The sequence below is a fragment of the Terriglobia bacterium genome, from assembly GCA_020073205.1.
Classification (GTDB): domain Bacteria; phylum Acidobacteriota; class Polarisedimenticolia; order Polarisedimenticolales; family JAIQFR01; genus JAIQFR01.
The window spans coordinates 1-11774 of the sequence record JAIQFR010000127.1; the positions used below are offsets into that span (position 1 = coordinate 1).

Consider the following 11774-nt stretch of genomic DNA (forward strand, 5'->3'; position numbering starts at 1 on the left):
CCCCAGCCGGCGCCGATTTTTTTGTGCGTCAATTCACAAAACAGCAAGCGACTCGAATGGGAAGGGGAGATCATGATTGCGCCACTTTGGGAACTCTGCGAATCTCACGACGACCAGCAAGCTCTCGTCTTCCCAGAGGAGCGGCAACGAAACATGTCGACGTGGACGTCTCCGCGCTCAAGGTGAACCAGCACGTCTCCGTGGCCGCGCTTCCCACGATCGCCAACGTCACGATCCTCGATGATTCCGAAGGGATCGTCGCCGTCGTCGTTCCGCCGAGAGCGGAGGAGACGCCGGCGGTGGTCGAGGCGGCGCCCGAGGCCGCGGCCGCGGAGCCCGAGGTCATCAAGAAGGGCAAGGAGGCCTCCGCGGCGGAGGAGCCGGCCGCGAAGGAGAAGGGGGCGAAGGAGAAGGGGGCGAAGGAGAAGTAGCCTCCTGGGCGGCGCCTTGATGATCGTTCTCGGTCTCGGCAATCCGGGCAACCGCTATCGCCGGACGCGGCACAACCTGGGCTTCCGCGTGCTGGACCTGCTGGCGGGGCGCGCGGGGGCGAAGTTCGCGAAGGCGGGGGAGCTCGGAGATGTGTGCCTCAGCGCCGAGGCGCTCCTCTCGGGGGTCGAGGTCGTCCTCGCGAAACCTCGGACGTACATGAACCGCTCGGGGACGGCCGGCGCCGCACTCCTCGAGCACTACGCCGCCTCGCCGTGCGATCTCCTGGTCGTTCACGACGACGCGGACCTCGCTCTGGGGCGGATCCGCGTCCGGGCGGGCGGGAGCGCGGGCGGCCACAACGGTCTCCGCTCGCTCATCGCGACCCTCAGGACCGCCGAGTTCCCGCGGGTGAAGCTCGGCGTGCTGGGGGCGCGCCGCGCGGAGACGGACCTCGTCGACTACGTCCTCGAGTCGTTCGAAGACGACGAAGCCGACGCCGCGGAGGCTTTGGTCGGCCTCGGAGCCGACGCGGCCGAGGCGGTGTTGGTCGAAGGGCTCGCGGCCGCCATGAACCGGTTCAACGGACCGACGGCGGTGGCCGAATCACCCGGGGCGTGTTAGACTCCGCCCTTTGCGGGCCCGCGACAGTGCGGGACCGGACGATCCGGCACCCCTTGCTCCCGGCGAGACCGGGGGCGAAACGCCGTGAGGAGGTGCGATTCGTGCCGACGTACGAGACTCTCTTCATCACCCTCCCCACGCTGAGCGAGGACGAGGAGCGCATCGTGGTCGCTCCGCTCGCGCAGGTCGTCACCGAGCGCGGCATGATGGTGGCCAACGAACGCGTCGGCCGGCGGCGTCTCGCCTACCCGATCAAGAAGTTCGAGGACGGCGTCTACACCCGATTCCTCTACGACGCCGACGAGGCGATTCCGAAGGAGCTGGAGCGGCGGCTCCGGATCTCGGACAAGGTGCTGAGGCACCTCACCGTGCGGCTCGAGGAGGATTGGGCCGTGGCCGCCAAGGAGCAGGCCGTCCGCGACGCGGAGGCCCGCGTCGAGGCGGAGGCCGCGAGGGCCGCGGCCGAAGCCGCGGGCGAGCTGGCCGCCGCGGGTCAACTTCCGCCGGTGGAGGACGCCGGGGGCGAGGCCGACGACACGGACGAGGCGCTCGAGGTCGTGGAGCCGGGCGACGACGAGCCCGTCTGACGGAGAGTTCGTGCTGAACGCGGGAGAGCGGTGACATGAGCGAGATGAGGGACGGATCCCGGTCGGGCGGCGAAGGCGGGGGGCGCGGGCGACAGCCGCGAAGCGGCGGCCGGCGGCGGTTCCTGTTCCGCCGCAGGAAGTACTGCAAGTTCTGCGAGGAGAAGGCCGCGTGGGTCGACCACAAGGACATCCGGACCCTGCAGAACTACATCCCGGAGCGCGCGAAGATCCTGCCGCGCAGGATCTCGGGGACGTGCTCCAAGCACCAGCGCCAGTTGATGCGGGCGATCAAGCGCGCGCGCAACATCGCGCTCCTGCCCTTCACCAGCGACTAGCGCCGGGAAGGAGGACCCCGTGAAGGTCGTGCTGCGCCAGGACGTCGAACACCTCGGGGAGCGGGGGCAGATCGTGAACGTGTCTCCGGGCTTCGCGAGGAACTACCTCTTGCCGAAGATGCTCGCGATGGAAGCGACGCCGGGGAACCTCCGCAACTTCGAGCTGCAGAAGCGGGTGTGGGTCGCGAGAGAGTCGCGGGAGGTCGAGGAAGCGCGCTCGTTCGCCGGCCGTCTCGAGAGCGTGAGGATCGCCGTATCGAAGAAGGCAGGGGAGCACGACGTGCTCTACGGATCGGTGACGAGCTCCGAGATCGCCGACCTTCTCGCGGCCAAGGGGATCGAGGTGGACCGCCGCAAGATCCAGCTCGACGAGCCGATCAAGTCCCTCGGCACGTTCGAGGTGCCCGTCAAGATCCACCGGCAAGTCACGGCGAAGGTCACCGTGCAGGTCGTCGCGGAAGCCGAGTAGGAGCACGATGGCGAAGGACAGCGGGCCGGAGCCGGCGTCCCCGGCGGCTCGGAGCGCCGTCGGCGCCCCGCGGACCGCACTGGCGCTCGGCGCGGCCTGGCTGCTCCCCGGCCTCGGGCACGTCGTCCTCGGTCACGTCCGCCGCGGCCTTCTGTTCACCGCGATCGTCATGGGATCGTTCGCCCTCGGGATGGCGCACGACGGTCGACTGGCGCTCCGCGACGGCCGTCAGGCGTTCCTGACGACGCTCCAGGTCGTGGCGAACGTCGGCGTCGGACCCGCGGATCTCCTGGCGCGCCTGGCGGTCTACGGCGAGCCGGCGTACGCGGCCTCCGACGACGGCGTGGGAGGAGCCTTCGAGTCTCGGGTCGTCCGGATCTTCCGGGAGCGCTCGAGGTCCGGCGTCTCGGCGTACGGAACCGCGTATCTCTGGACGGCCGGCCTGATGAATCTCCTTCTCCTGTTCGACGTTTGGGACATTGCGCGGGGAAGGAAGGACTGATGCAGAGCCACTTCCTGCACCTCCTGCTCTACTCGACGCTGGTGGCCCTGTTCTTCGCGGTCCTCTCGCGCCGGACCGCGCAGGCGCGGCTGCGTCTCGCGGTGCTGATCTGGTCGGGGATGGTGGTGGGCGCGCTGGCCGTCGCCCTCCTGATGTACCCGTTCCCGCGCTGACGCGCCCCCACGTTCACTTCGCGGCGGGCGACGCCTGCGGCTTCTCCTTCACGGCCTCGACGTTGATCGTGGCGGATACCTCGTCGCCGACGAAAGTGCCACCGGCGTCCAGCACCTTGTTCCAGACGATCCCGTAGTCCTTCCGGTCGAGGGTGAACGAGGTCGAGAAGCCGGCCCGGTCGTTCCCCCAGGGGTCCTTCGCCGTGCCCAGGAACTCCACGGGAATCGTGATCTCCTTGGAGACGCCGTGGAGGGTGAACTTGCCCGTGACCTGGTACGTGCTCCCGGTCGTCTTCGAGATCCTGGTGCTCTGAAACGTCAGCTCGGGGAACTTCGCCACTTCGAAGAAGTCGGGGGACCTCAGGTGGGCGTCCCGCTTCGGTTCCGCGGTGTCGATGCTGGCCGCCTTGATCGTGAACGCGACGGTGGACTTCGTCGGATCGGCGCCGTCCAGCAGAATGGTCCCGCTGAAGTCGGCGAACCGGCCGGTCACGCGGGAGATGAGGTGGCGGATGCTGAAGCCGACGTTGCTGTGGGCCGGGTCGATGCTGAAGGTGTCCGCCGCGCGGACGGCGGGGGTCGCGAGGGCGAGCGCTGCGACGAGGAGCGAGAGCAGGATGCGTCGGACTCGCATTCGGTCCTCCTGTCCGCCGGGACGCCTTCCCACGCCCCGACGAGGACGATTCGAGGATGAGATTGTACCTCGGCGTCGAGTATTCCACGTCCGTCGGGAGGCCGCAAACCGCGTTCAGGGCGGCCGCGAGGCCTCATCGCACGCCGCACGCCGGACCAGCCGCGCCGCGGCGTTCACCCACATCGCCGAGCCGTTGAGGGACGGGACGAGACGCAGGCTCGCGCCTCCGGCGGCGCGGAAGCTCTCCGCCGCCCGGATCCCGATCTCCTCCAGCGTCTCGAGGCAGTCCGCGACGAACGCGGGGCACGCCACCGTCAGGTTCCGGATGCCCTCGCGGGCGAGCCGAGGGACCGCCTCGTCGGTCGCCGGCCCGATCCACGGTATCCGGCCGAGGCGCGACTGGAAGGCGACGGACCACGCGCCGTCTTCGAGACCCAGCGCTGCCGAGATGAGCCGAGCGGTCTCGAAGCACTGGGCGCGGTAGCAGCTCCGATTCGCGAGACCGATCGCGCTGCAGCACTCGGCGGACCTGAGACAGTGCCCGCCGCTTTCGTCGGATTTCAGGATCTGCCGCTCGGGGAGCCCGTGGAAGCTGAACAGCAGGTGGTCCGCGGGCTCTTCGGCCAGGGAGGCCCGGGCCTGCGCCGCGAATGCGCCGACGAATCCGGGGTCGGCGTAGAACGGCGGCACCGTGGACAGGAGCGGCACGTTCCAGAATTGCGCGGCGCGCCGGTACGCCGCCTCGAGGGTCGACCCGGTCGTGGCGGAGGCGAGCTGCGGGAAGAGCGGGAACACGACGATCCGCCGGCATCCCCGGGAGCGAAGCTCCTCCATCGCGGCGGCCAACGAGGGACGACCGTAGCCCATCCCCAGGGCGACCTCGTATTCCCCGCCGAGCCGCGCCGCGAGCCCGTCGCGAAAGGCGTGGCCGTGGACGAGCAGGGGCGAGCCGCCCGCGGTCCAGATCTTCCGGTACGCCTCCGCGGAGCGGGCTGGGCGGAAGGGGAGGATCACGAGACGGAGCAGAAGGAACCGGGCCGCCGCGTTCGTGTCCAGGATTCGGGGATCCGAAAGGAACTCCCGGAGGTACCGCCGCACGTCGGTCGTCGTGGGGGCGTCGGGCGTGCCGACGTTCATCACGAGGACCCCGACCGGCACCTCCTCCGCGTTCATGACACGAAGCGTAGAGGCTAAGCACCGGGGCCGCAAGCGTCGGGCCGCGGGACGCGTCTTGGGTTTTTCCCGGTGCAGGACTATTCTTCCCGTCGGGAGGTCCCGATGCGCGAGCGTATCTTCCCCGCCGATCTCTCGAAGGTGCGCACGTATCCCCTCGCGGAGCGGAGGAACAAGGTCTCCGTCTCGGAGTTCGCCTCCCGCGTGGACCCCACAGGCTCGCTCGAGGCGTTCCTCGACGGCCTGAGCGACGTGCTCGCGGTGCGAGCGCTGCGCGACCTGGCGTCCGCCGTCGCGGACGCGCTCGCGCACGAGCGCGCGGTGGCATGGGCGCTCGGCGCGCACGTCGTGAAGGTCGGTCTTTCCCCCGTGATGATCCAGATGATGGAGGATGGAGCGCTGACCTCGCTGGCGCTGAACGGCGCGGGTGCGATCCATGATTGGGAGATCGCGGCGATCGGCGCCACGTCCGAGGACGTCGCGGAGGGTCTCCATCTCGGACGATTCGGGATGGCGGAGGAGACCGGTCGCGAGCTGAACGACGCCGCCTCCGAGGCGGCCGCGCGGGGCGAAGGCCTCGGCGAGTCCCTGGGGCGGAGGATCGTGGAGTCCGGCCGCCCGTTCCGCGACCGAAGCCTCCTGGCTCGCGCGTGGGAGATGGGAGTACCCGTCACCGTCCACGTCGCGATCGGGAGCGACATCGTGCACCAGCATCCCGCCGCCGACGGCGCGGCGATCGGGTGCGCCACGTACACCGATTTCCGGCGGCTCGTCGCGCTGGTCGGCCGGCTCCGGGGCGGCGTCTGGATCAACTGCGGCTCAGCGGTGCAGCTCCCGGAGGTGTTCCTCAAGGCGCTCTCGGTCGCGGAAAACCTGGGGCACGACGTGTCGGGGCTCGCGACGGCGAACCTGGACATGATCCGGCACTACCGCACCGAGGAGAACGTGCTGAGGCGCCCGACGGCGGGGAAGGGGCGGGCGTTCGCTCTCGTCGGCCACCACGAGATCAACGTCCCCTTGCTCTCGGCGGCGGTCGCACTCGAGCGGAAGCGGCACGCCGCCCGCGGCTGATGGCCGGCACGGTCGTCGTCCAGACGGCGTTCCTCGGCGACGTGGTCCTCACGACCCCGCTCCTCCGCGAGCTCCGTCGCGCTCGCCCCTCGGCGCCGATCACCGTGGTGACGACGCCGGTCGGGGCCCAGACGCTCGCCGGCCACCCATCGGTGGACGCCATCGAGGTCCTGGACAAGAGGGGAGCGGACCGCGGGCCGGCGGGCCTGGCGCGAGTCGTGCGGCGCCTCCGCGCGGGCCGGCCAGACGTCGCGGTGGCGGCGCAGCGCTCCGCGAGGACCGGCCTCCTGATCCTGCTCAGCGGCGCGCCGCTCAGGATCGGGTTCAGGTCGGCACCGGGGCGCTTTGCCTACACGGAGCTCGTGCCGTGGAGCGCCGCGGAGCACGCGGTCCGGCGCTACCTCGCCCTCGCGCGTCCGGCGGGTGGCGATCCCGCCGCCGCGGACCCGCGCCCCGAGGTCCCGCTTTTCGCGGACGCCCGCGAACGGGCGGCCGCCCTGCTGGCCGAGGCCGGCGTCGTGGAGGGGGAGCCGTTGCTCGCGGTCGCGCCGGGGTCGATCTGGGGAACGAAGCGATGGCTGCCCGAAGGATTCGCGTCGGTCGTTCGCTCCGCCGCCGACCGACGCCTGATCCCCGTCCTGGTGGGCTCCGCGTCGGAGCGGTCGCTCTGCGACGAGATCATCCGCGCCGCCGGAGCGCGGGCGGCGAACCTCGCCGGGCGCTGCCTCATCCCGGAGCTCGCGGCGGTGCTCGCGCGGGCACGCGCGCTGGTATCGAACGACAGCGGCGCGGGCCACGTGGCGAGCGCGGTGGGAACGCCGGTGGTCACGATCTTCGGACCGACGGTCCCCGCATTCGGCTACGCGCCGTTCGGCGGCGACCACCGGATCGTCGAGCACGAGACGCTACCGTGCCGACCCTGCGACCGTCACGGACCCGAGGTCTGCCCGCTGGGGCACTTCCGGTGCATGCGGGAGGTCGGCGCCGACCGGGTGCTCGAGGCGCTCGACGAAGTGATCGGGGCCCGTTCCTAGGACACGAGAGGGAGATCGATCTCCCCCTTGAGGTACGCCCCGATCGCCTTCGCCGCGTTCTTGCCGTCACCCATCGCGAGGATGACGGTCGCCGCGCCGCGCACGATGTCGCCCCCGGCGAAGACTCCGGGGAGGTTCGTCATGCCGTTCGAGTCCACTTCGATGTATCCCCAGCGGTTCAGCTTCAGCTCGGGGCAGGTGCGGGTGAGCAGCGGGTTCGCTCGGGTCCCGATGGCGACGACGACGATGTCGCACGGGATGACGTACTCGGATCCGGCGATCGGCACCGGTCGGCGCCGCCCGGACGCGTCGGGCTCGCCCAGCTCCATCCGGATGCACTTGAGCCCCGACACCCACCCCTGCTCGTTGCCGAGGACCTCGACCGGGGCGACGAGGAGATCGAACCGGATTCCCTCCTCCTCGGCGTGGTGGACCTCCTCGACGCGGGCGGGCATCTCGGCGCGGCTGCGCCGGTACACGATGATCGATTCGTCGGCGCTGAGCCTCTTCGAGGTCCTGACGCCGTCCATGGCCACGTTGCCGCCGCCCACCACCGCCACGCGCTTTCCCTTGAGCACGGGCGTCGCGGCGTCCTGCGCCCAGGCGCCCATGAGGTTGACGCGGGTCAGGTACTCGTTGGCTGAGTAAACTCCCTTGAAGTTCTCGCCGGGGACGTTCATGAAGACCGGGAGCCCCGCGCCGACCGCGATGAAGACCGCGTCGAATCGCTCCCTCAGGTCCGCGAGGGTGTAAGTCTTGCCGACGATGGAGTTGAATTCGATCCTGACGCCGTGGCTCACCAGCCGGTCGACCTCCAGCTGAACCAGGTCCTTCGGGAGGCGGAACTCCGGGATGCCGTAGATCAGCACGCCCCCCGGCGCGTGGAAGGCCTCGAAGATGGTGACCTCGTGGCCGTGCTGGATCAGCTCCCCTGCCGCGGTGAGCCCCCCAGGACCGGACCCGACGACCGCCACGTTCTTGCCGGACCTCGGTGCTTCGTGGAAGGCGACGCCGTCCTTGCGGGAAAGGGCCCAGTCCGCGACGAATCGCTCCAGGTAGCCGATGGCGACCGGCGTGCTCTTGTTTCCGCGGATGCACACTGCCTCGCACTGGGTCTCCTGCGGACAGACGCGGCCGGTCACCGCGGGGAGCGAGTTGTCCTTGAGGAGGACCTCCGCAGCCCCGGGCAAGTTTCCCTCGGACAGGTGCCGGATGAACAGCGGGATGTCGACGGCGACGGGGCAGCCGGCGATGCATTTCGCGCTCTTGCACTGCAGGCAGCGCTGCGCCTCGATCATCGCGAGCTGCTCGGGGTAACCCAGGTTGACCTCGTTGAAATTCCGAACGCGGGCGGACGGATCCTGCTCGACCATCCTCTGGCGCTCGATGGCCATTCGCTCCTTCGGGGTCATCGGTCGGGGTTCGGACATGCTGCTGGCCTCCCGGGGCGGTGGCTCAGGGCCGGATCTTGCATTCGTGGTCGAGGCGGGCGAGAGCGGCCTGCTCGAACTCCCTGTACGTGGTCAGCCGGTCCTTGAGCTCGTCGAAGTTCACCAGGTGGCCGTCGAACTCCGGTCCGTCGACGCACGCGTATTTCGTCTCGCCGCCGACGGTCACGCGGCAGCCGCCGCACATCCCGGTCCCGTCCACCATGATCGGGTTCAGCGAGACGATCGTGCGGACCTTGCGGGGGCGGGTGATCTCGACCACCGCCCGCATCATCGGGACCGGCCCCACCGCGTAGACCGCGTCGACCCCGCCGGGCTCGAGAGCGTCCTTGAGCGCCTCGGTCACGAAGCCGGGGCGCCCGTAGCTCCCGTCGTCGGTGCACACGAGGACCTCGCCCTGCCCGCGCAGCTCCTGCTCGTAGATCACCCACTCGCGCGATCTGCCGCCGATCACGCTGGTGACACGCACCCCCCGCCGGTTCAGCTCCTGCGCGATCGGATAGACGACGGCCGTCCCCACGCCGCCGCCGACGCAGATCGCCCGGCCCGACTCGAGCAGCTCGGTGGGATGCCCGAGGGGCCCGGCGATGTCGCGGATCTCGTCGCCCTGCCGCAGGGCGTTCAGCTCCTGCGTGCTCCTGCCGACCGCCTGGATCACGAGGGTGATGGTCCCCGCCGAGGCATCCGCGTCAGCGATCGTCAGCGGGATCCGCTCGCAGCCGGCGGCGCGTCGCACGATCACGAACTGACCGGGATGCCGGATCTCCGCGATGCGGGGTGCCGCCACGACGAGCCGTACGACGTTGGGAGAGAGCTCGTCGCGCGAGAGCACAGGGTGCATCGATTGCCTCCGCCCGCATCGCGGGCGACGCTGCCGTATCGCCCGCGGCCGATCCGTCCTGCCGAAGTCGAGGCCCCTCCGCCGGAGGGGCCGGGAATTCCGGCCCAAATAGGTCACGATTCTATCGGAACCCCGCGGATCCGACCACCCGCAGCGGGTCCGCCGCCCGGCTACACGGCCACCGCCTTGCCGGGGTAGGCCCGGAGCGCGGAGGTGAGGATCGCCATCGCGCGAGTCAGCTTGGCCTCCTCGAGGACGTAAGCGATCCGCACCTCGTCCCGGCCGAGGCCGGGGGTCGCGTAGAAGCCGTCGGCCGGAGCCACCATCACGGTCTCGCCGTCCACCCCGAAGTCGCGGAGCATGAAAATAGCGAAGCGCTCCGCGTCGTCGATCGGGAGCTTGGCGCAGAGGTAGAACGCCCCCTCCGGCTTGCGCACGGTCACCCCGGGCGAGCCGGCGAGGGATGCGTAGACCACGTCGCGGCGCCGTTGGTACTCCCGGATCACTCCCTCGATGTACGACGGCGGGACCTCGGCGAGCGCGGTGGCCGCGAATTGGCCTACGGTGGGCGGACACAGCCGCGCCTGTCCGAACCTCAGCACCGCGGCCATGAGCTCCCGGCTCCGGCAGACGATGTTCCCGATCCTGATCCCGCAGAGCGACACGCGCTTCGAGAGGCTGTCCACCATCACGACGCGATCCTCGATCCCGGGAAGGGTGAGCACCGACCGCTGCCGGCGCCCGTCGTACGCGAACTCGCGGTACACCTCGTCGGAGATCAGGGTGAGTTCCCGCTCCCGGCAGATCGCGCCCAGGAGCTCCATCTCCCCATCGGTGTAGACGGTGCCGGTGGGATTGTTGGGGGAGCAGATGAGGATCCCCCGTGTCTTCGGCCCGATCCTCGCCTCGATCGCTCCTCGCGAGGGGAGGTGGTAGCCGTCCTCGGCGTGGGTGGTGACCGGGACCAGCTTGACCCCGACGAGCGAGGCGAACCCGTTGTAGTTCGTGTAGAACGGCTCGAAGACCACGATCTCGTCGCCTTCGTCCGCGAGAGCGGCCAGCACGAAGAGGATCGCCTCGCTCCCACCGGTGGTCACGAAGATCTCCTCGGCGGCGACGCTGAGGCCGACGCGCGCGTAGTAGCCGCGCAGCGTCTCGATGAACTCGGGCAGCCCCTGGGAGGGCCCGTACGCGACGTTGCGCCCGTCGAAGCTCCGGAGGCGGTCCAAGATCTCTTTCGGGGTGGGGATGTCGGGCTGGCCGATGTTGAGCGCGAGGATCGACTTGCCGGCCCTGCGCGCCTCGGCCGCGAACGGCGCGAGCCGCCGGATCGGAGAGGCGGGCATCTCGCGCGCGCGCCGTGAGAGGTGCATCGAGTGCGGCATGTTCGCTCTCCTCCCGCGATCCCGGGGGTCCGCGCGCGCGGCGGGAAGGGACGTCAGTGTAGCGGATCGGAACGATCTCCGACAGGCCGGGAGATTGCTTGGGGGACGGACCCCGGTTAGACTCCTCCGGCGCCGCGAAAGGGGACAACGTGTTTCGGAGGATCCTGGTCGCCAACCGGGGAGAGATCGCGCTTCGCGTGATCCGCGCCGCGAAGGGGCTCGGGATCGAGACCGTCGCGGTCTTTTCGGAGGCGGACCGGGGCGCCCCCTGGCTCGACGAGGCCGACGCGACGGTCTGCATCGGTCCGGCACGCGCCGACCGGTCCTACCTCGACGCGGGTTCCATCCTCCAGGCGGCGGAGCAGACCGGCTGCCAGGCGGTTCACCCGGGTTACGGGTTCCTCGCGGAGAACGCGGTATTCGCCGCGCGGGCGGAGCAGCAGGGGATCACGTTCGTCGGGCCGGGCCCGGCGGCCATCGGGCGGGTGGGGGACAAGGTCGAGGCGAAGCGCACCCTCGCCGCCGCCGGCATCCCCACCATCCCCGGGAGCGGCGGCGTCGTGCCGGGCCTCGAGGCGGCGCGGTCCGAGGCATCCCGCATCGGCTATCCCGTCCTCCTCAAGGCCGTGGCCGGAGGGGGCGGGCGCGGGATGCGGCTCTGCGAGGGGGAGAGCGATCTCGACCGAGCGTTCGGCGAGGCGGCGATCGAGGCGGAGAAGGCGTTCGGCGACGGCAGCCTCTACCTCGAGAAGTACATCGAGGGCGGGCGCCACGTCGAGTTCCAGGTGCTCTGCGACGCGTTCGGGAAGGGGATCCATCTCGGGGAGCGCGAGTGCTCGATCCAGCGCCATCACCAGAAGCTGATCGAGGAGTCCCCCTCCCCGGTCATGGACGCGCGGACTCGCGACGCGATGGGCGAGCGCGTGGCCCGGGCGGTGGCCGCGATCGGCTACCGCAACGCGGGCACCGTGGAGTTCCTCCGCGCCAAGGACGGCTCGCTGTTCTTCATGGAGATGAACGCGCGGCTCCAGGTGGAGCACCCGGTGACCGAGATGGTCACCGGAATCGA

Annotated in this window: 15 protein-coding genes; 10 read left to right on the plus strand and 5 right to left on the minus strand. The window is 70.3% G+C overall.

What is annotated here, in order from left to right; all coding sequences use genetic code 11:
- The first annotated feature begins 161 nt into the window (after nucleotides 1-161).
- From LAO51_18110 to LAO51_18140, 7 genes are all read left to right on the plus strand, one after another.
- Nucleotides 162-431: a hypothetical protein gene (locus tag LAO51_18110; protein MBZ5640656.1), complete on the plus strand. Its 270-nt coding sequence runs from the start codon at nucleotides 162-164 to the stop codon at nucleotides 429-431.
- Nucleotides 432-450: 19 nt separating this feature from the next.
- Nucleotides 451-1053 carry an aminoacyl-tRNA hydrolase gene (pth, locus tag LAO51_18115; protein MBZ5640657.1) on the plus strand — a complete coding sequence of 201 codons (603 nt, stop codon included), beginning with the start codon at nucleotides 451-453 and terminating at the stop codon, nucleotides 1051-1053.
- A gap of 101 nt (nucleotides 1054-1154) precedes the next feature.
- On the plus strand, nucleotides 1155-1640 hold the full coding sequence (gene rpsF, locus LAO51_18120; protein MBZ5640658.1) for a 30S ribosomal protein S6: 486 nt from the start codon (nucleotides 1155-1157) through the stop codon (nucleotides 1638-1640).
- Between the two features lie 44 nt (nucleotides 1641-1684).
- On the plus strand, nucleotides 1685-1975 hold the full coding sequence (gene rpsR / locus LAO51_18125) for a 30S ribosomal protein S18 (GenBank protein ID MBZ5640659.1): 291 nt from the start codon (nucleotides 1685-1687) through the stop codon (nucleotides 1973-1975).
- A gap of 19 nt (nucleotides 1976-1994) precedes the next feature.
- Nucleotides 1995-2444: a 50S ribosomal protein L9 gene (rplI, locus tag LAO51_18130; GenBank protein ID MBZ5640660.1), complete on the plus strand. Its 450-nt coding sequence runs from the start codon at nucleotides 1995-1997 to the stop codon at nucleotides 2442-2444.
- Between the two features lie 7 nt (nucleotides 2445-2451).
- Entirely contained in the window at nucleotides 2452-2946 is a 495-nt protein-coding gene (locus LAO51_18135; GenBank protein MBZ5640661.1) for a hypothetical protein, read from the plus strand.
- A complete protein-coding gene (locus LAO51_18140; GenBank protein ID MBZ5640662.1) occupies nucleotides 2946-3119 on the plus strand; it encodes a hypothetical protein in 174 nt (57 codons plus the stop codon). Before LAO51_18135 ends, LAO51_18140 begins: the two co-directional genes overlap by 1 nt.
- Before the next feature lie 13 nt (nucleotides 3120-3132).
- On the opposite strand, the gene LAO51_18145 is transcribed toward LAO51_18140, so the two are convergent.
- Both LAO51_18145 and hemH read right to left on the minus strand, forming a co-directional pair.
- Nucleotides 3133-3753 carry a YceI family protein gene (locus LAO51_18145; GenBank protein MBZ5640663.1) on the minus strand — a complete coding sequence of 207 codons (621 nt, stop codon included), beginning with the start codon at nucleotides 3751-3753 and terminating at the stop codon, nucleotides 3133-3135.
- A 114-nt stretch (nucleotides 3754-3867) separates the two neighbouring features.
- Complete coding sequence (gene hemH / locus LAO51_18150) at nucleotides 3868-4926, minus strand: ferrochelatase (GenBank protein MBZ5640664.1); 1059 nt, start codon at nucleotides 4924-4926, stop codon at nucleotides 3868-3870.
- A 105-nt stretch (nucleotides 4927-5031) separates the two neighbouring features.
- Here hemH and LAO51_18155 point away from each other — a divergent pair, with 105 nt between their 5' ends.
- Both LAO51_18155 and LAO51_18160 read left to right on the plus strand, forming a co-directional pair.
- Entirely contained in the window at nucleotides 5032-5997 is a 966-nt protein-coding gene (locus LAO51_18155) for a hypothetical protein (protein MBZ5640665.1), read from the plus strand.
- Nucleotides 5997-7031, plus strand: coding sequence for a glycosyltransferase family 9 protein (locus tag LAO51_18160; GenBank protein ID MBZ5640666.1), 1035 nt, complete (start codon nucleotides 5997-5999; stop codon nucleotides 7029-7031). The genes LAO51_18155 and LAO51_18160 overlap by 1 nt, the downstream gene beginning before the upstream one ends.
- Here the strand turns inward: LAO51_18160 and gltA are convergent.
- From gltA to LAO51_18175, 3 genes are all read right to left on the minus strand, one after another.
- Nucleotides 7028-8461: an NADPH-dependent glutamate synthase gene (gene gltA, locus LAO51_18165; GenBank protein ID MBZ5640667.1), complete on the minus strand. Its 1434-nt coding sequence runs from the start codon at nucleotides 8459-8461 to the stop codon at nucleotides 7028-7030. The two genes, LAO51_18160 and gltA, sit on opposite strands and share 4 nt — an antisense overlap.
- A gap of 25 nt (nucleotides 8462-8486) precedes the next feature.
- Nucleotides 8487-9320: a sulfide/dihydroorotate dehydrogenase-like FAD/NAD-binding protein gene (locus LAO51_18170; protein ID MBZ5640668.1), complete on the minus strand. Its 834-nt coding sequence runs from the start codon at nucleotides 9318-9320 to the stop codon at nucleotides 8487-8489.
- Between the two features lie 170 nt (nucleotides 9321-9490).
- Nucleotides 9491-10693, minus strand: a complete 1203-nt coding sequence (locus LAO51_18175) for a pyridoxal phosphate-dependent aminotransferase (GenBank protein MBZ5640669.1) — start codon at nucleotides 10691-10693, stop codon at nucleotides 9491-9493.
- Between the two features lie 161 nt (nucleotides 10694-10854).
- On the opposite strand from LAO51_18175, the gene LAO51_18180 reads away from it, so the two are divergent.
- Nucleotides 10855-11774, plus strand: a 920-nt coding sequence (locus LAO51_18180; protein ID MBZ5640670.1) for an ATP-grasp domain-containing protein, incomplete at its 3' end; no start/stop codon positions are given.